Source organism: Pseudomonas taetrolens, from assembly GCF_900475285.1.
In the GTDB taxonomy this organism is placed as follows: Bacteria; Pseudomonadota; Gammaproteobacteria; order Pseudomonadales; family Pseudomonadaceae; genus Aquipseudomonas; species Aquipseudomonas taetrolens.
Map to the genome: position 1 here is coordinate 447,163 of NZ_LS483370.1, position 23,891 is coordinate 471,053.

The 23,891-nt window shown below is 57.7% G+C and carries 22 protein-coding genes and 1 tRNA gene; 3 read left to right on the forward strand and 20 right to left on the reverse strand.

Annotation, left to right across the window (positions count from 1 at the left end; translation table 11 throughout):
- Nucleotides 1-4 precede the first annotated feature (4 nt).
- The 12 genes from pqqD to rpsU form a co-directional block, all read right to left on the reverse strand.
- Nucleotides 5-280, reverse strand: a complete 276-nt coding sequence (gene pqqD / locus DQN55_RS02140; protein WP_048380787.1) for a pyrroloquinoline quinone biosynthesis peptide chaperone PqqD — start codon at nucleotides 278-280, stop codon at nucleotides 5-7.
- Nucleotides 277-1,029: a pyrroloquinoline-quinone synthase PqqC gene (pqqC, locus tag DQN55_RS02145; protein ID WP_048380785.1), complete on the reverse strand. Its 753-nt coding sequence runs from the start codon at nucleotides 1,027-1,029 to the stop codon at nucleotides 277-279. Before pqqC ends, pqqD begins: the two co-directional genes overlap by 4 nt.
- Before the next feature lie 69 nt (nucleotides 1,030-1,098).
- Nucleotides 1,099-2,010, reverse strand: coding sequence for a pyrroloquinoline quinone biosynthesis protein PqqB (gene pqqB, locus DQN55_RS02150; protein ID WP_048380783.1), 912 nt, complete (start codon nucleotides 2,008-2,010; stop codon nucleotides 1,099-1,101).
- A gap of 85 nt (nucleotides 2,011-2,095) precedes the next feature.
- Complete coding sequence (gene pqqA, locus DQN55_RS02155) at nucleotides 2,096-2,170, reverse strand: pyrroloquinoline quinone precursor peptide PqqA (RefSeq protein ID WP_003444522.1); 75 nt, start codon at nucleotides 2,168-2,170, stop codon at nucleotides 2,096-2,098.
- 135 nt (nucleotides 2,171-2,305) lie between these two features.
- Entirely contained in the window at nucleotides 2,306-4,762 is a 2,457-nt protein-coding gene (gene pqqF / locus DQN55_RS02160; protein ID WP_048380781.1) for a pyrroloquinoline quinone biosynthesis protein PqqF, read from the reverse strand.
- A 48-nt stretch (nucleotides 4,763-4,810) separates the two neighbouring features.
- Nucleotides 4,811-5,605 (reverse strand): carbon-nitrogen hydrolase family protein, encoded by a 795-nt coding sequence (locus tag DQN55_RS02165; RefSeq protein ID WP_048380779.1) that lies wholly within the window; start codon nucleotides 5,603-5,605, stop codon nucleotides 4,811-4,813.
- A gap of 45 nt (nucleotides 5,606-5,650) precedes the next feature.
- Nucleotides 5,651-7,333 carry a flavin monoamine oxidase family protein gene (locus DQN55_RS02170; protein ID WP_048380777.1) on the reverse strand — a complete coding sequence of 561 codons (1,683 nt, stop codon included), beginning with the start codon at nucleotides 7,331-7,333 and terminating at the stop codon, nucleotides 5,651-5,653.
- Nucleotides 7,334-7,505: 172 nt separating this feature from the next.
- Complete coding sequence (locus tag DQN55_RS02175) at nucleotides 7,506-7,958, reverse strand: Lrp/AsnC family transcriptional regulator (protein ID WP_048381678.1); 453 nt, start codon at nucleotides 7,956-7,958, stop codon at nucleotides 7,506-7,508.
- Nucleotides 7,959-8,072: 114 nt separating this feature from the next.
- Nucleotides 8,073-8,149, reverse strand: a tRNA-Ile gene (locus DQN55_RS02180).
- Between the two features lie 168 nt (nucleotides 8,150-8,317).
- Nucleotides 8,318-10,171, reverse strand: a complete 1,854-nt coding sequence (rpoD, locus tag DQN55_RS02185) for an RNA polymerase sigma factor RpoD (protein ID WP_048380775.1) — start codon at nucleotides 10,169-10,171, stop codon at nucleotides 8,318-8,320.
- A gap of 67 nt (nucleotides 10,172-10,238) precedes the next feature.
- Nucleotides 10,239-12,194, reverse strand: a complete 1,956-nt coding sequence (gene dnaG, locus DQN55_RS02190; RefSeq protein ID WP_048380773.1) for a DNA primase — start codon at nucleotides 12,192-12,194, stop codon at nucleotides 10,239-10,241.
- A gap of 474 nt (nucleotides 12,195-12,668) precedes the next feature.
- Nucleotides 12,669-12,884: a 30S ribosomal protein S21 gene (gene rpsU / locus DQN55_RS02195; protein WP_002551877.1), complete on the reverse strand. Its 216-nt coding sequence runs from the start codon at nucleotides 12,882-12,884 to the stop codon at nucleotides 12,669-12,671.
- 198 nt (nucleotides 12,885-13,082) lie between these two features.
- Here rpsU and tsaD point away from each other — a divergent pair, with 198 nt between their 5' ends.
- Entirely contained in the window at nucleotides 13,083-14,108 is a 1,026-nt protein-coding gene (gene tsaD, locus DQN55_RS02200; RefSeq protein ID WP_048380771.1) for a tRNA (adenosine(37)-N6)-threonylcarbamoyltransferase complex transferase subunit TsaD, read from the forward strand.
- A gap of 55 nt (nucleotides 14,109-14,163) precedes the next feature.
- On the opposite strand, the gene plsY is transcribed toward tsaD, so the two are convergent.
- Nucleotides 14,164-14,733: a glycerol-3-phosphate 1-O-acyltransferase PlsY gene (plsY, locus tag DQN55_RS02205; protein WP_048380769.1), complete on the reverse strand. Its 570-nt coding sequence runs from the start codon at nucleotides 14,731-14,733 to the stop codon at nucleotides 14,164-14,166.
- A 75-nt stretch (nucleotides 14,734-14,808) separates the two neighbouring features.
- Here plsY and folB point away from each other — a divergent pair, with 75 nt between their 5' ends.
- Entirely contained in the window at nucleotides 14,809-15,162 is a 354-nt protein-coding gene (folB, locus tag DQN55_RS02210) for a dihydroneopterin aldolase (protein ID WP_048380767.1), read from the forward strand.
- Nucleotides 15,153-15,677, forward strand: a complete 525-nt coding sequence (gene folK / locus DQN55_RS02215; protein ID WP_048380766.1) for a 2-amino-4-hydroxy-6-hydroxymethyldihydropteridine diphosphokinase — start codon at nucleotides 15,153-15,155, stop codon at nucleotides 15,675-15,677. The genes folB and folK overlap by 10 nt, the downstream gene beginning before the upstream one ends.
- Nucleotides 15,678-15,730: 53 nt before the next feature.
- Here the strand turns inward: folK and DQN55_RS02220 are convergent, their stop codons facing one another.
- The 7 genes from DQN55_RS02220 to apaG form a co-directional block, all read right to left on the reverse strand.
- The gene (locus tag DQN55_RS02220; protein WP_048380764.1) at nucleotides 15,731-16,963 is read right to left on the reverse strand and encodes a multifunctional CCA addition/repair protein; all 1,233 of its coding nucleotides are present in this window, start codon (nucleotides 16,961-16,963) and stop codon (nucleotides 15,731-15,733) included.
- 61 nt (nucleotides 16,964-17,024) lie between these two features.
- Nucleotides 17,025-18,587, reverse strand: coding sequence for a SpoVR family protein (locus tag DQN55_RS02225; protein WP_048380762.1), 1,563 nt, complete (start codon nucleotides 18,585-18,587; stop codon nucleotides 17,025-17,027).
- Nucleotides 18,584-19,858 carry a YeaH/YhbH family protein gene (locus tag DQN55_RS02230; protein ID WP_048380760.1) on the reverse strand — a complete coding sequence of 425 codons (1,275 nt, stop codon included), beginning with the start codon at nucleotides 19,856-19,858 and terminating at the stop codon, nucleotides 18,584-18,586. Before DQN55_RS02230 ends, DQN55_RS02225 begins: the two co-directional genes overlap by 4 nt.
- 105 nt (nucleotides 19,859-19,963) lie before the next feature.
- The gene (locus DQN55_RS02235) at nucleotides 19,964-21,886 is read right to left on the reverse strand and encodes a PrkA family serine protein kinase (RefSeq protein WP_048381676.1); all 1,923 of its coding nucleotides are present in this window, start codon (nucleotides 21,884-21,886) and stop codon (nucleotides 19,964-19,966) included.
- A 299-nt stretch (nucleotides 21,887-22,185) separates the two neighbouring features.
- Nucleotides 22,186-22,515 carry a thiosulfate sulfurtransferase GlpE gene (glpE, locus tag DQN55_RS02240; RefSeq protein WP_048380758.1) on the reverse strand — a complete coding sequence of 110 codons (330 nt, stop codon included), beginning with the start codon at nucleotides 22,513-22,515 and terminating at the stop codon, nucleotides 22,186-22,188.
- Between the two features lie 32 nt (nucleotides 22,516-22,547).
- Complete coding sequence (locus tag DQN55_RS02245) at nucleotides 22,548-23,429, reverse strand: symmetrical bis(5'-nucleosyl)-tetraphosphatase (RefSeq protein WP_048380756.1); 882 nt, start codon at nucleotides 23,427-23,429, stop codon at nucleotides 22,548-22,550.
- Entirely contained in the window at nucleotides 23,429-23,809 is a 381-nt protein-coding gene (apaG, locus tag DQN55_RS02250) for a Co2+/Mg2+ efflux protein ApaG (protein ID WP_048380754.1), read from the reverse strand. Before apaG ends, DQN55_RS02245 begins: the two co-directional genes overlap by 1 nt.
- Between the last annotated feature and the right edge of the window lie 82 nt (nucleotides 23,810-23,891).

Genomic DNA, 23,891 nt, shown 5'->3' on the forward strand with positions numbered 1-23,891 from the left:
GCTATCAGGCAAGTTCGATCCAGTGCTCTGCACGAGCGACCTCCATAAATTGCTCGATGTCAGCGCCGAGCTCGGGTACGCCGGGGAACTGTTTGTCCAGTTCACCAATGATAGCGTCAACATCGCGTTGGCCGTCGATCAGGCCTCCGATCAAGGCGGCGCTGTCATTGAGTTTTATCATGCCTTCGGGATACAGCAGCACATGGCCTTTTTGCGCGGGCTCGTATTGAAAGCGGTAGCCAGGGCGCCAGGTCGGAATTTTGCTGCGATCGAAGCTCATAGGGTGATTCCTTTGTGCCAGACACGTTGGTCGGTCACGCTGTGATAGGGCGGACGATCCAGCTCATACGCCATGGTCATGGCATCAAGCATGCTCCAAAGGATGTCCAGTTTGAACTGGAGAATTTCCAGCATGCGCTGCTGGCCTTCATAGGTCGTGTAGTGCTGCAACGTAATCGCCAGCCCATGCTCCACGTCGCGTCGGGCCTGGCCCAGGCGAGTGCGGAAATACTCATAACCGGCAGGATCGATCCACGGGTAATGCTGCGGCCAGCTGTCGAGGCGCGACTGGTGGATCTGCGGCGCGAACATTTCGGTCAGCGAGCTGCTGGCCGCTTCTTCCCAACTGGCGCGGCGGGCGAAGTTGACGTAGGCATCCACCGCAAAGCGCACGCCGGGCAACACCAGCTCTTGAGAGCGCAGCTGATCCGGGTCCAGGCCAACCGCTTGACCAAGGCGTAGCCAGGCCTCGATGCCGCCATCCTCTCCCGGCGCACCATCGTGGTCGAGCAGGCGCTGGATCCATTCGCGACGGACTTCGCGGTCCGGACAATTGGCCAGGATCGCTGCGTCTTTCAGGGGAATGTTCACCTGATAGTAGAAGCGGTTGGCGACCCAGCCTTGAATCTGCTCGCGGGTAGCGCGGCCCTCATACATGGCTACCTGATACGGGTGGTAGATGTGGTAGTACGCACCTTTGGCGCGCAGGGCTGCTTCGAATTCGGTGGTGGAGAGAGGGGCTTGGGTCATGCAATGCCTCCAGAAGATGATTCTCCTGCAGGAGCGAGCAAGCTCGCTGCTGCAGGGTTTATGCGAGATTTACAGCTTGATACTCATTCCGTCAAAGGCCACTTCAACGCCCCGGCGAACCAGTTCGGCGCGCTCGGCAGAGTCTTCGTCGAGGATCGGGTTAGTGTTGTTGATATGGATCAGCACCTTACGCTGCTCGGGCAATTGTTCCAGTACTTCAAGCATGCCGCCGGGGCCGTTTTGCGCCAGGTGGCCCATTTCGCGACCGGTGCGGGTGCCGACGCCACGGCGTTGCATCTCATCGTCGTCCCACATCGTGCCGTCTACCAGCAGGCAGTCGCTGCCGGCCATGATTTCCAGTAAAGGGGCATCGACTTTGCCCAGGCCCGGGGCATAGAACAGTTTGCCGCCGGTGCGCAGGTCTTCAACGATCAGGCCAATGTTGTCGCCCGGATGCGGGTCGAAACGGTGTGGCGAATAGGGGGGCGCGGCACTGCGCAAAGGCAGAGGGCTGAAACGCAGGTTGGGGCAGGCCGGGATGGTAAACGTGCCTTGCAGCTCGATACGGTTCCAGTTCAAACCACCATTCCAGTGCTTGAGCATGGTGAACAGCGGGAAGCCGGTGCTCAAATCTTCATGGACCATGTCGGTGCACCACACTTCGTGCGGGCAGCCCTCGCGCAAGCTGAGCAAACCGGTGGTGTGATCGATCTGGCTGTCCATCAAAATGATGGCGCTGATCCCGGTATCACGCAGGGCGCGGCCCGGCTGCATCGGCGCAAAGCCTTGGAGTTGGGCGCGGATATCGGGTGACGTGTTGCACAGGACCCAGTTCACGCCATCATCGGAAATCGCAATCGAGGACTGGGTGCGTGCGGTGGCGCGCAGGCTACCATCGCGAAAACCCGCGCAGTTGACGCAGTTACAGTTCCACTGCGGGAAACCGCCGCCGGCGGCGGAACCTAGAATCTGGACGAACATGGGAGGCTGTTCTCTTGCAAATCTGAAAATAAAAACGCCCCGGCGAACCGAGGCGTTGGGTTGCTCTGCTCAGAAGCGTCGCAGATCAACGACTTGCGAAGTACATGGTAACTTCAAAGCCAATGCGCAAATCGGTGTAAGCCGGTTTAGTCCAAGCCATGAGATGACTCCTTCAGCGGTAGAGTGGGTGGGGTGTAGTAATTTAGTCCAGCTCCCGTAGGAGTTGTTCAAATGCTTAGGTGGCTATCTTACTAAATTTGACTGCTTGTGAACGCCTCGAGATAAAGAAAGCTCATTACATCGTTGGTAATGATCCGCTTCTTCCTTGAATAAACGATTCAGGTTCTGGATCTGTCGCCAAGCACAGCCAGCTGCATTTATCCTGATTGATCCGCTGCGCAGCGTTCAGTGTAGTGCCTGTATCCAGCGTCATAAGCGCGGTATAGAGGGACTTCAGGTAATCCGACGGATGGCCTGCGAGCTTTGCATGCCACAACAGTTCACTGCCCCGGGTCACGCTCAATGCTTCGATCGAGAACTGTTGGGCTAAAGCTGCTCGGGCTTCTGCAAAAGATTTTTCATCGAGTGCTGTCATTAAATTCGGCAGGGCGCGGATGAAAGTTCGGATGTGTTCGAAGATTTCAGGCGTAGAGGCGTGAGGCGATTGCACGCCGAAGAGTAGGCCTGTTTGCCCATGGCATTGACGCAAACCGCTGAATACGGCGTAACCCAGTTGCTGCTCGACACGCAGTTTTTGATAAAACGGGGTTTGCGCCACGTGAGCGATCAGGCGCCAGGCCGCTTCGTCAGCGATATCCGGTCGCGGTATGGGGCAAAACACCAGCACGGCCTGTTCGTTGGAACCGCAGGCTTCGGTGTGCCAGTGGTGCCGTGCAGTGTGTTCGCGGGGCTGCGCCAGGTGCGCATCCGGTGTTCCGGGGACTTTGCTCAGCACCGGTGTGATCAAGGCCTGCGTGGCGGCGGGCAGGCCGACGGCCAAACCGTCCCAGCGAGCAGAAGCCCAGCAGTGCTCCAGGTCGCCAACGGAGAGCTCGGCGCAAGGCTGGCAGATATCCGGTAAACGCTTGAGCAGTTGGCGAATAGGTATTAACGATATGGCTGGGGGGCTGCTGACCCGCGGCTCGGCGGCCGCCGCGCCGAGCGCACGCAGTGCCTGCTCCAGAATCGCCGGCATCGGCTCGTGGAAGCCCTGCAGGTTCAGTTGCCAGTCCTGGCCCACGGCGCTGAACGACAACTCGACGCCGGCCTGACGTGCATCGTGCTGAAGTGAGCGCAGCTGACTTTGCAGTTGTGGCAGCACCTCGGCGCCGGGGTTAACCGCCAGCTGCCAACGCAGATAGATCGCTGCTTCACCGCTGTGGCTAGGCAGCGCCGTGCTGAAACTCATGGCGGACAGGTCTCGGCGGTTGCGCAAACGATCCTGCGCAAACGTGCGCAAGCCCCGGTGAGCGCTGGTCTGACCACGAATCAGGCCCGCACTGAGCGGTTCTTTCGCGGCGCGCAGGAAGGGGTTTGGCGTTGGCAGTTGCCAAGCCTGTTGCCATGTCGAGGCGGGTTGCAACTGCTCCAGCAGCGCTTTAAGCGCCATTACGCCGTGTTCCGTCAGCTCCGGCGATTGTTGTTCACTATCATGGCGGGCGAGTTCCAGCGCACCACTGACGTCCTGGCGACGTTGTTGCAGCAATAGGTATTCATCGCGCAGGGCTGACCAGTCCTGTGCATTGAAAAAGGCCAGCCAGTCAGCGAATGCCTCATGGATCTGAGTGGCGTGTTGAGTGATGTCGGCAGTTGCGCTGAATTCAATCTGCAGCAGTGCCTGCGCCTTGAATTGATACAGCGGTACGGCTTTGAGGGTGTCGATCCGGTGTTGCTGGCGCAGATGAGCGATGAGACCGCCCGGCTTATCGGCATTGATCCAGTGGCACAGGAAATCCAGGGCCTCGGGAGCGCCGGGAGGTAACTGCTCGCACGCAACCATCACGCTCAGCCAATGACCGTCGAGATGCAGGTACGCGCGCTCCGCGTCCGTCATTAGCGTAGGCGGGTCAAGCTGTGGCGTACTCTGGCCCGGGGGCAACTGAGCACCACAGCGTTGCGCCAAGGCTTTGAGATCGTTCGCGGTCTGTGGCCCCACCAGGCTCAGGCTCATCTGCCCGGCGTGATAAAACTGCTGGTAGAAACCGCTCAGTGCCTGCTGAAAGCTCGCACGCGGCACGGGCAGGCTGTAACGGTTGCCGGCGTGAAATGCACGGAGCGGGTGGGCCGGGTTCAGGGGTTGAAACAGTTTGATCTCACGCTGCGCCGCGGGTTCGCGAGCCCAGGCAATGAACTCGGCGTGCAGCACTTCACGTTCGCGTAACTGCTCATCCAGCTTCATGCGTGGATGCGCGAGCATATCGCACAGACGCTCAACGCCGCCTTCAAACGCTGTGGGCGGCAGTTCAAAAAAGAAATCGGTATGCCGCTCGCTGGTCCGGGCATTCACCTGACCGCCGTGACGTTGCACGTAAGCCATCAAGTTGTCCGGGGCCGGGAAGCGCTCGGTCCCCAGGAACAGCAAGTGCTCCAGAAAATGTGCCAGGCCCGGCCAGGCCGCAGGCACGTCATGGCTGCCGGCGGCGACCCGCAATACAGCCGCGCAACGCTTGAGCCGTGGCACATGGCGCACTGATAGAGTCAGACCGTTTTCAAGGGTCAAACGTTGGGTGTGAGGGTGGTTCAGCGCAGGCATGGGCACTTCCGGAGCAGAGAAGCCCATATGCTAGCGGATTACGGGTAATCAGCGCTTGCCCAGCTCACGGTAAAGTTCAGGACGGCGGTCGGCAAGGTACGTATTCCCCGCCTTGGCGGCAGCCAGCTGCGCGTGTTCCAGGGTCGCGACAATCATGCCGGGTTCGTGCTGCGCGAGGGCTATTTGCTGGCCATTGGGCGCGGCGATACTGCTTTGGCCGCAATAATGAATGTCACCTTCATTTGCGCAGTAGTTGGCATAGGCCACGTAACACTGGTTCTCAAAGGCCCGGCTGCGCACGGTGACGTCGGCGATGAAGTCGTAAGGCGTCATATTGGCGGTGGGCACCACGATCAGCTCGGCACCGGCCAAGGCCAGCCGGCGGGCGTTTTCCGGGAACTCGAGGTCGTAGCAGATCAGCAAGCCGAGCTTCCAGTCATTGAGCTCAACCACAGGAAATGCATCGGGCCCGGGCGTGAACATGGTGCGATCGAGTTCACCGAACAGATGGGTCTTGCGGTAATTGAGCAGGCGCTGGCCCCTGGCGTCGATCAATTGAGCACTGTTATAGATGCGCCCGTCTTCGCCGCGCTCGGGGTAGCCATAGACGATGGCCATGTTGCAGGTTTTGGCCAGCTCGGCAATCTGCTGCGCGGCATCGCCATCCTGGGGCTGCGCACGCTCGGCCACGGCCCGGGCTCCTATGTTGTAACCGCTGAGGAACATTTCCGGGAGCACCAGCAGATCGACGTCGCGTACCTGCAGCGCCCATGTTTTCAAGCGTTGCAGGTTACCGGCGACATCCAGTGGCAAGGGCGGGCATTGATAAAGTGCAACGTGCATGGGGAGTTTCCTGTGGTTAGCCGAGCCTGTAGGCGGAGTCCGGGGTCAATCCGGCAGCGCGATGGGGCCGATTTCATGGAACACATCGCCAGGCCCCGGGTTGTCGGCAGGCGTCTTGCCGCCGAAGTGATTCATGATGCCCCACACGGCGTTCAATGAGGTTTGCACCGCGCCTTCAACCCAGGCCGGTGTCCAGGACACATCATCGCCGGCAATGAAGATCCCGCGTTGCTCGCTGGGCAGATCCTGCTGCATGAAGTGCGCATACATCCGCTGGTTATAACGGTAGTGACCCGGCAGTGCGCCTTTAAAAGCACCGAGGAAATGCGGGTCGGATTCCCAGGAAATGGTGATCGGATCGCCGATGATGCGGCTGGCGATGTCGACTTTGGGGTAGATTTTCTTCAGCGAATCGAGTGCCAGCTTGACGCGTTTTTCGACCGGGTGAGGGAGCATTTTCAATGCATCACTCATCCACGAGTACGACAGGCAAATCACCCCCGGTTTGTCGTCGCCGTTATCGAACAGATACGTGCCACGGGTCAGGCGGTCGGTGAGGGTCATGCTCATCAGGTCGCGGCCGGTCTCGGGATCTTTGTCCTTCCAGAACGGGCGGTCGACCATGACGAAGGTTTTGGAGGACTGCATGTAGCGCGTACGGTCCAGCGCCATCCACACTTTTTGCGAGAACAGAGACTCTTCGCACTCGATCTGCGTCGTCAGCAACCAGCTTTGGCAGGTGACCAGTACGGCTTCGTAAGGGCGTGTGACGCCCAGGTTATCGGTCACCGAAAATTGCCCGTCCGGTGAGCGGCAAATACTTTTGACCCCGGTGCGAGGTGCGCCGTGGTGCAGCGAGCTGAGGCTGGTCCCGGCTGGCCAGTGAGCGCAACGCTCCGGGACATGGCGCCAGATGCCCAGCGGCACTTGTTCGACACCGCCCACGATCAAATGCTGATGATCATCGCAGTTGGTCATCACCACGCGGAAAATTTCGAGCATCGAATTGGGGAAGTCCGAGTCCCAGCCGCCGGTGCCAAATCCAACCTGTCCAAACACTTCACGGTGCTGGAACGAAAGCTTGGCGAAGGCTTTGGAGGTGGCTACGAAGTCATAGAATGTGCGGTCGTCCCACAGCGGGACGAGGGTGTTCCACAGTTCTTTCAGGCGCGGTACGTCACGATCGCGGATCGCCTGTTGAATATCGCCAAAGCGCGAGCCTGCTTCCAGGGCATCAGCCCAGGCGTCGGCCACTTCCTGAAACAGCGCAGGCAAGTCCGCCAGTTTTTGAGCGTAGAACGTCTGACCTTCCAGATCGATCACGGTGCTGCCCGAAGCGGGCGTCAGCGGATTGGGAAAGGGGCTGGTCTCGAGGCCCAGTTTGTCGACGTAGTGGTAAAACGCTGTCGAGGACACCGGGAAACGCATGCCGCCCAGCTCGGCGATCACCCCTTCAGTGCCTTCAAAGGCCTGGGAGCGCAGGCGTCCGCCCATTTTCGAGGCTTCATACACCACGGGCTTGAGGCCCAGCTTCATCAGCTCATAAGCCGCGACCATCCCGGCCATCCCGGCCCCGACAATCGCTACTTCAGCGCCATGTTTGCCTGTGGGGATACTGCCCAGGCCTGACGGATGCTCGATCCAGTCATCGAAAGCAAACGGAAAATCCGGGCCAAAGATGGTGATGGGTTTTTTACCGTCGACGGGGTGGCGATTATTCTTGTTCATGGCTGACCTTGCTGGTGACCCGCGCTGTAAGGCTGAGTATAGGAAAAGGCAGGCGCCATGATAGGGGGCATGGAAGACGGTAATAAGACACAAACTGCCGTCGTTGTGACTTACTTTTAGTCAATATGACGAATATGGATTACATAATGTTCTATCTGTCGGACAGAACGGCTTATCCGCGATCGACTTTGCTACTGAGGATGATAGACGTCGTGGTTTTCTCCACCCCTTCCACGCTACCGATCTGATCGAGTAATTGATCCAGTTGCTCAGGGGACTCGCTGCGCAGCCAGGCCACGTAATCGAACTCGCCACTGACCGCACACAACTGCTGCACCTGAGCCATCGCACTCAAGCGACGCACCACATCCTTGCCGGAGCGCGGCTGCACCGTAATCCCCACATAAGCCTGCAGGCCGCCATCAATCAGACGCTGCCCCAAGCGCACCCCGTACCCGGTGATCACCTTGGTCTTCTCCAGACGTGCCAACCGAGACGTCACGGTGGTACGCGCAATCCCCAACTGACGCGCAAGCATCGCCACACTTTCACGGGCATTGAGCTGCAAGGCAGCAATCAATTGACGGTCTATTTCATCCAGTGCGGGCGGGCGAGTATCAAGCAAGAGAAGCTCCAATGGCATGAACGGGCAGGGCGATCATGGTACATGGCTTGGCTGCAGAGGTTGAAACCTCAAATCGCACAAACAAAAAAGCCGCGCAGTGCGCGGCTTTGAGTATGGTGGGCCCAGTAGGACTCGAACCTACGACCAAGGGATTATGAGTCCCCTGCTCTAACCAACTGAGCTATAGGCCCTCAGTAGGTCGCGGATTATAACGATGCTTTCTCGGGAGTGCTATCCGAAAAGTCTGAAATAGGCGGGTGAAGGGCTATAGCTGAGAAATCTGCGGCGGATGAGGGCGGGCGCGGGGAAGGTTTTTCGGTCAGAAAGCAAAACCCCCGGCAGGGCCGGGGGTTTTGGGATCACTCGTCGAGGAATGAGCGCAGATGCTCGCTTCTCGTCGGGTGGCGCAGCTTGCGCAACGCTTTGGCTTCGATCTGACGAATCCGCTCACGGGTAACGTCGAACTGCTTACCAACCTCCTCAAGGGTGTGGTCGGTATTCATGTCGATACCGAAACGCATGCGCAGTACTTTGGCTTCACGTGCGGTGAGGCCGCCGAGTACATCGCGTGTCGCTTCTTTAAGGCTCTCAACGGTGGCAACATCGATTGGCGACTGCATGGTCGAGTCTTCGATGAAGTCGCCCAGATGGGAGTCTTCGTCATCACCGATCGGGGTTTCCATGGAGATCGGCTCTTTAGCGATCTTCAATACCTTACGGATTTTATCCTCAGGCATTTCCATGCGTTCGCCCAGCTCTTCCGGGGTCGGTTCACGGCCCATTTCCTGCAACATCTGGCGGGAAATACGGTTGAGCTTGTTGATCGTCTCGATCATGTGCACCGGAATACGGATGGTGCGGGCCTGGTCGGCGATCGAGCGAGTGATCGCCTGACGGATCCACCAGGTGGCATAAGTCGAGAATTTGTAGCCGCGGCGGTATTCAAACTTGTCTACCGCTTTCATCAAGCCGATGTTGCCTTCCTGGATCAGGTCGAGGAACTGCAAGCCACGGTTGGTGTACTTCTTGGCGATGGAGATCACCAGACGCAAGTTCGCTTCAACCATCTCTTTCTTCGCGCGGCGGGCCTTGGCCTCACCGATCGACATGCGACGGTTGATGTCCTTGATCTCGGCAACCTTCAAGCCGGTTTCAGCTTCCAGAGCCGACAGCTTCTGCTGGCAACGGATGATGTCCGGTTGCAGGCGACCAATGGCTTCAGCGTATTTGCTTTTGCCTTTGGCCAGCGCGTCGCTCCAGCTTTCGTCGACTTCGTTGCCCGGGAACAGGCGCAGGAAATCGGTACGCGGCATGCGTGCATCACGTACACACAGCTGCATGATGGCACGCTCTTGTGCACGCAGACGCTCCAGGGCGCTGCGAACACGTTCAACCAGGCCTTCGAATTGCTTCGGAACCAGTTTGATCGGCATGAACAGCTCAGCCAGTGCAACCAGCTCGGCAATTGCCTGCTTGCTGTCACGACCGTGCTTTTTCAGGGCTTTGCGAGCGGCTTCCATCTGGTCGGAGACGGCGCCAAAGCGCTGCGCCGCAATGATCGGGTCGGGGCCGCTTTCGACCTCTTCCTCTTCATCGGTGGAGTCGTCCTTCTCTTCCTCTTCGTCGTCGCCTTCGGCGGCTTTGGCCGTCTTGGGGTCGACAGGAGGCGGAACCTCGGCGGCGGGCGGCGCAATGCCGTCGTCTGGGTCGATATAACCGCTCAGAACGTCGGACAGGCGACCACCTTCGGTGGTGACGCGAGTGTACTCGGAGAGAATATGGTCAACCGTGCCAGGGAAGTGCGCAATTGCGCCCATCACTTCACGGATGCCTTCTTCGATACGCTTGGCGATTTCGATTTCGCCTTCACGTGTCAGCAGTTCTACCGTGCCCATTTCACGCATATACATGCGTACTGGGTCGGTAGTACGACCAATGTCGGTCTCTACTGCCGCCAACGCGGCAGCTGCTTCTTCAGCAGCTGCTTCATCGGTGTCAGCATCGGCCAGCATAAGGGCGTCCGCATCCGGAGCACTCTCGTGTACGGGGATCCCCATGTCATTAATCATGCGGATGATGTCTTCCACTTGCTCCGGATCTGAAATATCTTCGGGCAGGTGGTCGTTGACCTCTGCGTAAGTCAGATACTTCTGCTCACGGCCGAGGGTGATCAACTCTTTGATACGAGACTGCTGTTGCGCTTTTCCGGACATAACACCCTATCCACTGAAGGTCTTGGCGGGCAAAAAACAAGCCGAGGATTATACCTTAGCTATGACCTCACGCGCCAGTTGAGGTCGGGTTCGATGCAGGATTATTACGACCCAAGAGGTCGAGTAGCTGTTTCTTTTCCTCGGTACTAAGCTCGCCTTGACGTGCTTTTCGAAGAAGTTGCTCTAGATTTCGCTCACGTTGGCGAGCTGACAAGCTAGTTATGGTGTCGAAAAACTGTTGTTCAAGGTTGTCGGCATCAATTAGCCATTCCTTTTCCAGCAGTCTTTGCAGTAAGCGTCCCTGTTCAGTGCCGTGCCAGCGGGACAGCAACTGGATAGAGCTTAGCTTAGGATTTTTCTGTACGGCCTCGACCAGAGCGATCAATAGTTGATTGTTAGTCTGGTCTTCTGCGGCAAAGTGCCCGGCGTCTTCAACTTTTTTGGCCAGTTGCGGGTGATGCAGCAGCGTGCGCAGTGCGGTCAGCGTGGGTGGTTCAACCCCTACCGGGATCCAGGCCTGTTCGCGCTCGCCTGTGCGCTTGCCTTTTTTGTCCCACGGTTTGTTTTCCCATTTTTTGCCGCCGGCACCGGGTTTTTTCGGCGTCCACTCCTGCTGAGGGAGGTAGACGTCCGGTTGCTGGAAGTCGCTGTAATCGGGCATGGCATCATAGTCAATGCCGGGGTCGTACGTGGGTTGGGCCTGGGTCTTTGCGGGCGCATTTTGCGCCAGCTGGCTCACGGCCTCGCTGTTGAGTCCGGTGATTTCGCTGAGGCGCTGACGCATCAAGGTCCGCAGGTTGGCGCCCGGGACTTTGTCGATCAGCGGGGCCGCCAGCGTGGCCATGTGGGCTTTGCCCTCCAGGGAGCGCGGATCGGCTTCTTCGGTCAATTGCTGGAAGAAGTAATCGGCCAGCGGTTGTGCGTGCTGGTTGATGCGTGCCTTGAAAGCGTCAGTGCCTTCGGAGCGGACCAGGGTATCCGGGTCTTCACCTTCGGGCAGGAACAGAAAGCGTGCGCGGCGACCGTCCTGCAAGCAGGGCAGGGTGGCTTCGAGTGCGCGCCAGGCGGCATTGCGGCCTGCCTGGTCGCCATCAAAACAGAATAAAACGCTGGGTACCACGCGAAACAGGCGCTTCATGTGTTCTTCGCTGGTTGCGGTACCCAGCGTTGCGACGGCGTTGCGCAGGCCTTGCTGGGCGAGCGCGATAACGTCCATGTAGCCTTCGACCACGATGATTTCATCGAGGCTGCGATTGAATTTGCGGGCCTCGAACAGCCCGTACAGTTCCTGGCCTTTGTGGAACACCGGTGTTTCCGGGGAGTTCAGGTACTTGGGTTTGTCGTCCCCCAGAACTCGTCCGCCAAAGGCAATGATACGGCCACGGCTGTCGCGGATCGGAAACATGACGCGATCGCGGAAGCGGTCATAGCGTTTTCCGGTCTCGGCGTTTTCAACCAGCAGGCCGGCATCGATCATGGCTTTTTGCTGCAGAGTATCGTTGCTCAAGTGCTTGAACAGATTGTCCCAGCCGGGCGGAGCAAAGCCGAGGCCGAAGTCGCGGGCTATTTCGCCGGTGAGGCCTCGGCCTTTCAAGTAGTCCACAGCGGCTTTGCGTGCCGGATGGCTTTTCAAGGCCTGGCGATAAAAGTCGGCTGCGGCGGTCAGAAGGGGGTAGAGCGGAGAGTCGGTCGGTTGCCGTGGTTTATGTGGGCGTCCGCTTTCTTCCCGGGGTATTTCCATGCCTGCGGCTTTGGCCAGTTCTTCGACGGCCTGGGGGAAATCCAGGTTGTCGTGGTCCATGATGAAGCCGAGGGCATTGCCGCCAGCGCCGCAGCCAAAGCAGTAGTAGAACTGTTTGTCCGGGCTGACGCTGAAGGAGGGGGTTTTTTCTTTGTGGAAGGGGCAGCAGGCGGTGTAGTTCTTGCCGGCTTTCTTCATTTGCACGCGCGAGCTGACGACATCGACGATATCGGTACGGTTCAGAAGGTCGTCAATAAAGCTCTGGGGGATTAACCCGGCCATGGCGTTCTCGTCATCACTGCGCTGAAATTAACCCGTATAAAGGGCGTGGTCATCAAGGCGTGCAGGCGAAGGCTCTGCTCGATCGTGGGACGTCAGCTCAATCATTTAGGGGGAGTGTAACTGTCGAAACTCCGCTGACTCATTTTTAATCAGGGTGAATGGGGTTCGATAGGTGTTGCGCTCTGAGTCCGGCATTGACCAATGGCTGGTCTCGGATAGCTCATAAGCAGACACTGGAGAGGTGTCTTGGGCTGATCGTCTTTGGGAAAATCAGAGAAGTGTGCTCGTCGGTAGCCTTGGAAGGCTCGTCAGTAAAGACGTGCACCGCTGGCTATTAGACCAGGTCTGACGTGATGTAGCGTTTCGTCGCGGTCGCATCTGCGGCCTTGACGGTAAAGCTTGTAACGTGTTGCAACTGCCTACGGCCCGGCTTTAGGCCGGGCTTGGCAGAAGCTTGCTACGAACGTCTGTGTATTAGTACAGACGAACGGCGCGGCGCTGCTCGCGCTGAACTTTCTTCGCGTGACGCTTAACAGCGGCTGCTGCTTTACGCTTACGCTCAGAAGTCGGCTTCTCGTAAAATTCGCGGCTGCGAACTTCAGCCAGTACACCGGCTTTTTCGCAGGAGCGCTTGAAACGACGCAGAGCTACGTCGAAGGGTTCGTTCTCTTTTACTTTGACGGCTGGCATCCAGAGCTACCTTCATTCATTACCGGGGTCAACGTCTCAAGGCAAAATCGCGTTGGAAGACGTCGGTTTTTAAGGGTTGCGGATGTTAACCCCTCATCGCCCGGAATGCAAAGCCTCTGATCGAAAACCGCTGGCCGGGCGCGGAAGTGGCGACTATTATGCGCGGCTTCGAATTTAGCCTCTACAAGGCGTAAACCCATGCTAGTACTGGGATTAGAAACCTCTTGCGACGAAACCGGCGTCGCGCTGTACGACAGTGAGCGTGGGCTTTTGGCCGATGCACTGTTCAGTCAGATCGACCTGCACCGCGCTTATGGCGGTGTAGTACCGGAGCTCGCCTCGCGGGATCACGTTAAGCGCATGCTGCCGTTGATTCGTCAGGTGTTGGCCGAGGCCGACTGTGTGCCTACCGAGATCGATGCGATTGCCTACACCGCCGGGCCTGGATTGGTCGGAGCCCTGCTGGTAGGGGCTTCTTGCGCTCAGGCGCTGGCTTTTGCCTGGGGCATTCCGGCCCTTGGCGTGCATCACATGGAAGGGCACTTGTTGGCCCCGATGCTCGAAGAGCAGCCACCGGAATTCCCGTTCGTCGCTTTGTTGGTATCGGGAGGTCATACGCAGCTGGTTCGCGTTGATGGCATCGGCGAATACGAATTGTTGGGCGAGACCCTGGACGATGCGGCCGGGGAAGCGTTCGACAAGACGGCGAAGATGATGGGGCTCAATTATCCGGGTGGTCCGGAGATCGCGCGACTGGCGGCTCAGGGCGTTGCAGGGCGGTTCGTGTTCCCTCGGCCCATGACTGACCGTCCGGGGCTGGAGTTCAGCTTCAGCGGTCTCAAGACCTTTGCCTTGAATACATGGCAGCGCTGTGTAGCGGCGGGGGACGATACCGAGCAGACCCGTTGTGATATTTCTCTGGCGTTCCAGCAAGCGGTGGTTGAAACACTGACCATCAAGTGCAAGCGGGCGCTGAAGCACGCTGGCATGAAGCGGCTGGTGATTGCCGGGGGCGTCAGCGCCAACAAGGCTTTGCGCGTTTCGCTCGAGAAAATGCTGGGCGACATGAATGGCAATGTTTACTACGCTCGTCCAGAGTTCTGCACGGACAATGGCGCGATGATCGCCTTTGCCGGCTGTCAGCGTTTGCAGGCTGGCCAGCACGAAAGTCTGGCAATCAGTGTGCAGGCGCGCTGGCCGATGGAGCAGTTAAAACCTTTGTGAGGGTGTGCGTGAGCGGGGTTTGAGCGGGTGCGTGAGTTCTGTTCACCCGGATAATTCAGAAATGCCGTTCGCGCCCGGCCACCAGGTCGCGTAAATTGCTGCGATGTCGCCAGACGATCAATGCCGTCAAGGCGCACATCGGCAGCAAGGCGGCCGATTCTTGCCAGGCCAGTAGTGGCAGGGTCAGGGGTGTGGCAATCAGGGCCGCCAGCGAGCTGGTACGGCTTAGCTGGAAGGTCAGCAGCCAGGCAGCAACGGCCAGCAATGCGGCGGGCGGGTAAAGCCCCAGCAGCATGCCGGCAGCCGTGGCGACGCCTTTCCCGCCCTTGAAGCGGAAGTACACCGGGTACATGTGTCCGATCACGGCGCAGATGCCGATCCAGGCTTGTTGCTGGAGCGGGAGACCGATCTGGTTGGCCAGTAATACGGGCAGCAGGCCTTTGCAGAAGTCGCCGAACAGGGTCAGGATGGCGAGCTTTTTACCGGCCAGACGCAACATGTTGGTCGCGCCAGCATTGCCTGATCCACTCATTCGCGGGTCGGGATTTCCCGTCACACGGCTGAGCAAAATGGCGAAGGACAGAGAGCCGAGCAGGTAGGCGAGGATCGCCAGTAACCAAAACATGCTAACTATTCCGGGCGAGGATGCCCCTGATTCTAACGGCGCATTGCGCCCTTGTCGTGCTGCGGAGAAAAGTGCTTGGACAGAGTGTTTATCGAAGGCCTGGAAGTCGACACCGTCATTGGTGCCTATGACTGGGAGCGTGGCATCCGTCAGTGCCTGCGGCTGGATTTGAGTTTTGCGTGGGATAACCGTCCTGCTGCTGCGGGCGATGATCTGACCTTGGCACTGGATTACGCGAGTGTTTCGTCGCGAATTCAGGCTTTTGCCGAAAAGGCGCAATTTCAACTGGTTGAAACCTTCGCCGAGCGTCTGGCCGAGGTCTTGATGAGTGAGTTCAATATTCCCTGGTTGCACCTCAAGCTGACCAAGCCCGGCGCGGTTGCGGCGGCCACAGGCGTGGGCGTGGAGATAGAGCGCGGATGTCGCTGACTCGGATTTTTCTCGGGCTGGGCAGCAATGTCGAGCGTGAAAAGCATTTGGATGCCGGTCTCGAAGCGCTGGCCGTTTTCTTGCGGGACATGCAGTGTTCACCGGTGTTCGAAAGTCAGCCGGTAGGGATCAAAAGCGGGCCTTTTTTCAACTTGGTGGTGTCTGCTCAAACGGATTTGCCACTGGCCGAGCTAAGCCGACGTTTGAAACTGATCGAGGCTGATAACGGTCGTTATGCGCAAGATCGTAAAGGATTGCCTTTGGATATCGACGTGTTGTTCTACGGCGATCTGGAGGGTAATTTTGATGGATTGATCCTGCCGCGTGCCGAGATCCTCAAAAATGCATTCGTGCTCTGGCCGTTGTCATTGATGGCTGCGGACAAAGTCCATCCGGGCACAGGCGAAACCCTGGCCCGGATGTGGGCGGATGCGCAGATCGACCAAGTGCTCGCCCCAGTGGCATTTGAGTGGCGAGGCGTGCAATTAACGCCGGAGCGCATGCTTATTGGTTAACCCGTTGCCGCTGCCGGGTCTTGAAGATCCCTCGGACCTTCCTTCGGCAGCGTCTACAGAGGTTGCCTCGCGTTCTTGTAGGCCTGCAGTGCCTTGAGGCGTTCGTGTTTCAGGGCTTCGCCGAGCTGCGGGCCTTTGAAACCTTGCTCCAGCAAGGGTTGCACGGCCACCGCCTGGGCCGCCAAGGCTGCGCCGCGCAAGTAGTCGGCTTGCGGATACGGTCGATTTTCCAGTCCCTGACGTCCTTTGGCGTCCATTTCGCACGCGACGATAAACTCCTCAAAACGCTGTGGCCGACGGTACACATCAAAGCGCTGCAGCAATTCCAGCAGGGTCGAGGCCTTAAGCTCCAGGGCGCGATGGCCGTGGGTGTGATATTCACCCACCAGCAGTGCCAATTCCTGACAATCACGGGGCACTTTGTAGCGGTCGTTCACTGCCTTGATCAGACGCAAACCCTTGTGCTCGTGGGCAATGTGTCGTGGCCACTCGCTCGCGGGTGTCAGCCCCTTCCCAAGATCATGCAGCAGGCACGCCCAGCGTACCGTCAGCGGCTGCTCATGCAGTGCAGATTGCTCCAGTACGCTCAGGGTATGCAGGCCGCTATCGATTTCCGGGTGGTGAGCGGGAGGTTGCGGCACCCCGAACAGGGCGTTGACCTCGGGCAGCAACACTTCAAGTGCATCACAGCTGCGCAGTGCCTCAATAAACACATGAGGATGCTTTTCCATCAGTGCGCGAGATATCTCTTTCCAGCAGCGTTCCGGCGTCAGAGCTTGCAACTCGCCGGATCTGGCCAGTTGACGCATGAGTTCCAGCGTTTGGGGGGCGATGCTGAAGCCGAGCCCGGCATAGCGCGCTGCAAAACGGGCTACACGCAAGACCCTGAGAGGATCTTCGGCGAATGCGGGGGAAACATGGCGCAAAATCCGCGCTTCGAGATCGCGCTTGCCATCATAGGGGTCGGTGATATTACCTTCGTCGTCTTCTGCCATTGCATTGATGGTCAAGTCGCGACGGATCAGGTCTTCTTCAAGGGTGACGTCGGGGCTCGCATGAAACACAAAGCCGCCATAACCCCGGCCACTTTTGCGCTCGGTGCGCGCCAGTGCATATTCTTCTCCGGTTTTTGGGTGAAGAAATACCGGGAAGTCAGAGCCCACAGGGCGATAACCCTTGGCAAGCATCTGTTCGGCTGTAGCGCCTACCACCACCCGGTCGATATCGGTGACGGGGATGCCCAGAAGGCGATCACGGACAGCGCCGCCCACTTTATAAATCTTCATAAAAACCTCCGTTAGCGCGACAGAATAACCCGTGTGTCACGCTAACGGAGGCTCCTGTACGTCAAAGGTGGATGGCGCTCATGTCCAGGCGCCCGTACTCAGCATCGCCATGATCGCCTTTGGGCGGAACGTGTTGCACCTTCATGATTTGATCGCCCTGGAGGGTTTCGAGGTGGATGTCGAAGCCCCACAAGCGATGCAGGTGCTTGAGTACTTCGTCCGTTGAGTCGCCCAGGGGTTTACGGTCATGTTGCTGGTGACGCAGGGTCAGTGAGCGGTCACCGCGGCGGTCAATGCTCCAGATCTGCACGTTGGGCTCACGATTGCCCAGGTTGTACTGAGCGGCCAGGGTTTCACGGATGATGCGGTAGCCGTTCTCGTCGTGAATGGCGGGCACCAGCAAGTCGTCCTTTTGATCATCGTCCATGATGCTGAACAGCTTCAGGTCACGGATGACCTTGGGTGACAGGTACTGCAGGATGAAACTCTCGTCCTTGAAGCTGCTCATGGCGAACTTGATGCTTGAAAGCCAATCGCTGCCAGCCATGTCCGGGAACCAGCGCCGATCTTCCTCGGTAGGGTTTTCGCAAATGCGGCGGATGTCGCGATACATCGCAAACCCCAGTGCGTAGGGGTTGATCCCGCTGTAGTAGGGGCTGTCAAAGCCGGGCTGGAAAACCACGCTTGTGTGGGAGGTCAGGAACTCCATCATGAAGCCTTCAGTCACCAGACCTTCGTCATAGAGATCGTTCATCAGCGTGTAGTGCCAGAAGGTCGCCCAGCCCTCGTTCATCACCTGGGTTTGGCGTTGAGGGTAAAAGTACTGGGCAATTTTGCGCACGATGCGCACCACTTCACGCTGCCATGGCTCCAGTAATGGCGCATGTTTCTCGATGAAGTACAGGATGTTTTCCTGAGGTTCCTCCGGGAAGCGTGCATTGTCTTTTTCGCTGAACTTGTCAGCACTTTTTGGGATTGTTCGCCACAAATCGTTGATCTGTTTTTGCAGATGCTCTTCGCGATCCTTTTGCCGGCGACGCTCTTCTTCGGCCGAAATCGGATAAGGGCGTTTGTAGCGGTCGACACCGTAGTTCATCAGCGCGTGGCAGGAGTCGAGCAGATCCTCGACCGCATCGATGCCATGACGCTCCTCGCACTGCATGATGTACTGCTTGGCGAACACCAGGTAATCGATGATGGAGCTGGCATCGGTCCAGGTCCGGAACAGGTAATTGCCCTTGAAGAAACTGTTGTGGCCATAGCAGGCATGGGCAACCACCAGTGCTTGCATGCAGATGGTGTTTTCTTCCATCAGATAAGCAATGCACGGGTCAGAGTTGATGACAATTTCGTAGGCCAGCCCCATCTGGCCTCGGCTGTAGGATTTCTCGGTACTCAGGAAGTGCTTACCGTAGGACCAGTGGTGATAGCCAAGCGGCATGCCCACAGAGGCATAGGCATCCATCATTTGCTCGGCGGTGATGACTTCGATCTGATTGGGGTAAGTGTCCAGCGCATAGCGCTCGGCCAAGCGGCCGATTTCGCGGTCATAAGCCTGGATCAGTTCAAAGGTCCACTCAGAGCCAGTGGAAATAGGATGGCGTTTATTCTCTTTGGCGGTCATGTCACTAACCTGCGCTGGAAGAGTTCACGGAAGACCGGATAGATATCCCCGGCCGAGACCAGTTGCTGTTGAGCGAAGGTGTCGGAAAATGCCTCGCTGATGCGCTCGTATTCGTACCAGAGCGCCTGATGTTCGCGCGGAGTTATCTCTACATAAGTGTAGTACTGCACAAAGGGCATGATCTGGTTGATCAGGATGTCGCGGCAAATAGGGGAGTCGTCGTTCCAGTTATCTCCGTCGGACGCCTGCGCTGCGTAGATGTTCCACTCGTTGGTGGGATAACGCTCGGCCATGATCTCCTGCATCAGTTTGAGTGCGCTGGAGACAATGGTGCCGCCCGTCTCCCTGGAATAGAAAAACTCTTCTTCGTCGACTTCGCGGGCACTGGTGTGGTGGCGAATGAATACTACGTCGATCTTGTCGTAGTTTCGCTTCAGGAACAGGTACAGCAGGATGAAAAAGCGCTTGGCGATGTCTTTCGTGGCTTGGGTCATGGAGCCTGAAACGTCCATCAGGCAGAACATGACGGCTTTCGAGCTGGGATTGGGCTGCTTGACCAGCAGGTTGTACTTGAGGTCAAAGGTGTCGAGAAACGGCACGCGGTGAATCCGGGCGCTGAGTTTTTCGATTTCTGCTTCCAGATCCTTGATGTCACCGAAGTTGTCCGGCTCTTCGCGTTTCAGCCGCTCCAGTTCGGCTTTGGCCTTCCTGAGTTTGGCCCGGCTGCTGCCGGACAGGGCAATACGCCGCGCGTGAGCGGAGCGCAGAGTACGGATGATGTTGATGCGTGACGGGTTACCTTCGTTGCTGATCCCGGCACGTACGGTTTTAAATGTGTCTGTGCCAGTCAGGTTGCGCTTCACCAGGTTTGGCAACTCGAGGTCTTCGAACATGAACTCGAGGAATTCTTCCTGGGTGATTTGAAACACGAACTCGTCCATGCCTTCGCCGGAATTACCGGCCTTGCCTGGGCCGCCACCGCCTCCAGCGCCTCCCTGCGGGCGTTGAATATGCTCGCCGCTGGTGAATTCCTTGTTGCCCGGGTGAACTATCGTTTGTTTGCCGCCACGACCATGGTGCAGCACGGGTTCATCGATATCCCGGCCGGGAATGCTGATCTGTTCGCCATGTTCCATGTCGGTGATGGAGCGGCGGCCTACGGCCTCTTCTACGGCCTTTTTAATGTGGTCACGGTAGCGCCGCAGAAAACGCTGACGGTTTACCGTGCTCTTGTTCTTGCCATTGAGGCGTCGGTCGATCACATAGCTCATAGGCCCCTCCGGGGAGCTTCAAAGGGTAAGCCTCAAGCTGCAAGGGCGAACCGCCAGGCAGGCGAGCGCTTTCATGCCGCTTGAGGCTTGAAGCCAGTCGCTGGATTACTGCGACTTTCTGACCCGCAGGTACCACTCGGAGAGCAGTCGTACTTGTTTGTCGGTGTAGCCACGCTCGACCATTCGAGTAACAAAGTCGTTGTGTTTTTGCTGGTCCTCTTTGCTCGCCTTGGCGTTGAAGCTGATGACGGGAAGCAGGTCCTCGGTGTTGGAGAACATTTTCTTCTCGATAACCACGCGCAGCTTCTCGTAGCTGAGCCAGGTCGGATTTTTGCCGTTGTTGTTGGCGCGGGCGCGCAGCACGAAGTTGACGATTTCGTTTCGGAAATCTTTCGGGTTGCTGATACCGGCCGGTTTCTCGATTTTTTCCAGTTCCTCGTTAAGGGCTACGCGGTTGAGGATTTCACCGGTTTCCGGATCGCGGTATTCCTGATCCTGAATCCAGAAGTCTGCGTACAACACATAACGGTCGAAGATGTTTTGTCCGTATTCGCTGTAGGACTCGAGGTAAGCGGTCTGGATCTCTTTGCCGATGAACTCGATGTAGCGCGGTGCCAGATACTCTTTGAGGAACCGCAGGTAACGTTCGCGGGTTTCAGCCTGGAACTGTTCCTGCTCGATCTGTTGTTCGAGCACATACAGCAAGTGAACCGGGTTGGCGGCGATTTCATGCGGGTCGAAGTTGAAAACCTTGGACAGGATCTTGAACGCAAAACGGGTAGAAAGACCGTTCATGCCTTCATCGACGCCAGCGCTGTCGCGGTACTCCTGAATGGATTTGGCTTTCGGGTCGGTGTCTTTCAGGTTCTCGCCGTCATAAACCCGCATCTTGGAGTAGATGTTGGAGTTTTCGGGCTCTTTGAGGCGGGACAGCACCGTGAACTGTGCCAGCATTTTCAGGGTGTCGGGTGCGCAATGAGCATTGGCCAGTGAGCTGTTGAACAGCAGTTTGTCGTAGATCTTCACCTCGTCACTGACACGCAGGCAGTACGGTACTTTGACGATGTAGATCCGGTCGATGAAAGCTTCGTTGTTCTTGTTGTTGCGGAAGGTGTGCCACTCCGATTCGTTGGAGTGGGCCAGCAGGATGCCAGTAAACGGAATCGCCCCCAGACCTTCAGTGCTGTTGTAGTTGCCTTCTTGCGTGGCCGTCAGCAATGGGTGCAGCACCTTGATCGGTGCCTTGAACATCTCTACGAATTCCATCAGGCCCTGGTTGGCACGGCACAGTGCGCCCGAGTAGCTGTAGGCATCGGCGTCGTTCTGCGGGAATTCTTCCAGCTTGCGGATATCAACCTTACCTACTAGGGCTGAAATATCCTGGTTGTTTTCATCCCCGGGTTCGGTTTTGGCCACCCCGATCTGATTGAGAATCGACGGGTAAAGTTTGACCACGCGGAACTGGCTGATATCGCCACCAAATTCGGCCAGGCGCTTGGTGGCCCACGGCGACATGATGGTGCTCAGGTAGCGTTTTGGAATGCCGAAGTCTTCCTCGAGAATCGCGCCATCTTCGGTGGCGTTGAACAGGCCCAGGGGGGATTCAAAGACCGGCGAGCCTTTGATGGCATAGAACGGGACCTTTTCGATCAGTTGTTTCAGTTTTTCGGCAAGCGATGATTTGCCGCCCCCTACCGGGCCCAGCAGGTAGAGGATCTGTTTCTTCTCTTCCAGGCCCTGAGCGGCGTGGCGGAAGTAGGAGACTATCTGGTCGATGCATTCTTCCATTCCGTGGAAGTCTTCAAAGGCCGGATAGCGACGGATCACCTTGTTGGAGAAGATCCGTGACAAACGGGAATTGTTCGAGGTGTCCAGCAGTTCCGGTTCGCCGATGGCCAGCAGAAGCCTTTCAGCTGCTGAGGCATATGCGCTTTTGTCTTGTTTGCACAGCTCCAGATATTCCTGGAGCGTGAGCTCCTCCTGGCGCGTGGACTCAAAGCGTTGTTGGAAGTGGCTAAAAATACTCATGACGTCACCTCGCTCGATACGTGGAGCCGGCAACAGATCGGTCAGTTCGAGTGCTGGCATGCAGCAGCATTTCAGCTGCTGTGTACCCCCCAGGACACCATCAAGGTGGCTAAGCCCTTGAAGTTACTACCGATGATCCATTCGCCGGTGTACCGGCTCTCCCCAGATTTGGATGGCCTGAGCTAAAGGATAGTTGGTAATCAGGGAGGTCAAGGCGAGATGCGTGAATTGTTACGATCGACCGTTGGTCAGGAGGGGCGCCAGCCCTTTGATCACGTGGGCTTGGCGCTAATAAAAATTTATTCGGCGGTGCCTTCGGACGTTTCGTTCGGATAAGTCGCACGCCATAACTCAAAGCCGCCATCCAGGCTGTATACATCGCTGAAGCCCTGGCTGACCAGGTAAGCGGCAGCACTCTGGCTGGAGTTGCCGTGGTAGCAGGCGACAATGAGCGGGGCATCCAGGTCGGCCTGAGTGATGAAATCATGCAGCGAGTGATTGTCGAGATGCCGGGCGCCGGTGATATGGCGGGAGGCATAAGCCTGCGCATCGCGAATATCGACCACGACGGCACCTTGCTCGCGCAAGGCTTGGGCTTGCTCCGGCGGAATACGTTTGAATTCGGTCATTTGAGTTTCCTGTAGCCTGACGACGGACGCCGTTAACGGGCGCCCACGGGAGTGGAGGATTGATCGGTCAATGGAGGGCCGGAGGGCACAGCGAGGCCGAGATCGTCACAGTCGCAGCTCAGGCGCTGGCCCGTGTCGACATTGAGCAGGGTCAGCGCTCCGCCCCAGACACAGCCGGTGTCGAGTGCGAAAATACCCGGTTCCTTGCAATGCCCTTCGAGAGCTGCCCAGTGCCCAAAGATGATCTTGAGGTCCTGGGTTTTGCGCTCTTTATAACTGAACCACGGTGCATAACCCGCCGGAGCGCTGCCGAGGCCCTCTTTGCTTTTAAGGTCGAGCTTGCCGTCCCGGGTGCAAAAACGCATGCGGGTGAAATAGTTGGTGATCACCCGTAAACGCGTAACGCCAGTCAGTTCATTGTCCCACTTGGCAGGTTCGTTGCCGTACATGCCATCGAGAAAAGGCGCAAGGAGAATATCGTCACGCAAGGCGTGTTCCACTTCACTGGCATATTTGAGTGCTTTTTTCAGTGACCACTGCGGCGGTATTCCGGCATGCACCAGCGCGGTATTGCGTTCAAGGTCGTAATGCAACAAGGGTTGCTGGCGCAGCCAGGTCAGCAGTTCATCGCAATCGCTGGCCTCCAGGATCTCGCGCAACGTGTCGCCTTTTTTCAGGCGTTCGATGTTGTGGGCCACGGCGAGCAGGTGCAGGTCATGGTTGCCCAGCACGCACACCAGGGATTCGCGCATGCGGTAAAGGAATCGAAGGGTTTCCAGCGATTCCGGGCCGCGGTTGACCAGATCCCCCACCAGCCACAGTTTGTCTTTGGCGGGGTGGAAGGCGACGCGCTCAAGCAGACATTTAAGCGGCTGCAGGCAGCCTTGCAAGTCCCCGACGGCGTACACCGACATCAGTGCAGGGCCCCGGGTACGGCCAGGCGAAAGGGCGCAATGATGGCTTTGAATTCGTGACCGTCACTGGCATGCATCAGATAGCTGCCTTGCATGGTGCCGACTTTGGTGGTGATGACCGAGCCGCTGCTGTACGTGTGCTCGCCATCGGGTTCGATCTCTGGCTGCAAACCGACTACACCTGCGCCACGGACTTCTTCGACATGACCATCGCCATCGGTGATCACCCAATGTCGGGACAGCAGCTTCGCGGGCAGTGAGCCCTTGTTGCGTACTGTAATGGTGTACGCGAAAGCAAAACGCTGATGTTCAGGTTGGGATTGTTCTGGCAGGTAGCGCGTGACGACGCTGACGTCGACCTGATAACGGGGATCGGGCATGCGAAAGGCCTTACGTGAAAGCGGAGACAGTTCGGAATAAAACTGATGCCTGAGTCTAGGCCAAGTTGCGGGTACTAGGCCA

Coding starts and splice junctions, on each gene's coding strand:
- pqqD (WP_048380787.1), bottom strand. CDS start 280: ATGAGCTTCGATCGCAGCAAAATTCCGACCTGGCGCCCTGGCTACCGC.
- pqqC (WP_048380785.1), bottom strand. CDS start 1,029: ATGACCCAAGCCCCTCTCTCCACCACCGAATTCGAAGCAGCCCTGCGC.
- pqqB (WP_048380783.1), bottom strand. CDS start 2,010: ATGTTCGTCCAGATTCTAGGTTCCGCCGCCGGCGGCGGTTTCCCGCAG.
- pqqF (WP_048380781.1), bottom strand. CDS start 4,762: ATGCCTGCGCTGAACCACCCTCACACCCAACGTTTGACCCTTGAAAAC.
- DQN55_RS02165 (WP_048380779.1), bottom strand. CDS start 5,605: ATGCACGTTGCACTTTATCAATGCCCGCCCTTGCCACTGGATGTCGCC.
- DQN55_RS02170 (WP_048380777.1), bottom strand. CDS start 7,333: ATGAACAAGAATAATCGCCACCCCGTCGACGGTAAAAAACCCATCACC.
- rpoD (WP_048380775.1), bottom strand. CDS start 10,171: ATGTCCGGAAAAGCGCAACAGCAGTCTCGTATCAAAGAGTTGATCACC.
- dnaG (WP_048380773.1), bottom strand. CDS start 12,194: ATGGCCGGGTTAATCCCCCAGAGCTTTATTGACGACCTTCTGAACCGT.
- rpsU (WP_002551877.1), bottom strand. CDS start 12,884: ATGCCAGCCGTCAAAGTAAAAGAGAACGAACCCTTCGACGTAGCTCTG.
- tsaD (WP_048380771.1), top strand. CDS start 13,083: ATGCTAGTACTGGGATTAGAAACCTCTTGCGACGAAACCGGCGTCGCG.
- plsY (WP_048380769.1), bottom strand. CDS start 14,733: ATGTTTTGGTTACTGGCGATCCTCGCCTACCTGCTCGGCTCTCTGTCC.
- folK (WP_048380766.1), top strand. CDS start 15,153: ATGTCGCTGACTCGGATTTTTCTCGGGCTGGGCAGCAATGTCGAGCGT.
- DQN55_RS02220 (WP_048380764.1), bottom strand. CDS start 16,963: ATGAAGATTTATAAAGTGGGCGGCGCTGTCCGTGATCGCCTTCTGGGC.
- DQN55_RS02225 (WP_048380762.1), bottom strand. CDS start 18,587: ATGACCGCCAAAGAGAATAAACGCCATCCTATTTCCACTGGCTCTGAG.
- DQN55_RS02230 (WP_048380760.1), bottom strand. CDS start 19,858: ATGAGCTATGTGATCGACCGACGCCTCAATGGCAAGAACAAGAGCACG.
- DQN55_RS02235 (WP_048381676.1), bottom strand. CDS start 21,886: ATGAGTATTTTTAGCCACTTCCAACAACGCTTTGAGTCCACGCGCCAG.
- glpE (WP_048380758.1), bottom strand. CDS start 22,515: ATGACCGAATTCAAACGTATTCCGCCGGAGCAAGCCCAAGCCTTGCGC.
- DQN55_RS02245 (WP_048380756.1), bottom strand. CDS start 23,429: ATGTCGGTGTACGCCGTCGGGGACTTGCAAGGCTGCCTGCAGCCGCTT.
- apaG (WP_048380754.1), bottom strand. CDS start 23,809: ATGCCCGATCCCCGTTATCAGGTCGACGTCAGCGTCGTCACGCGCTAC.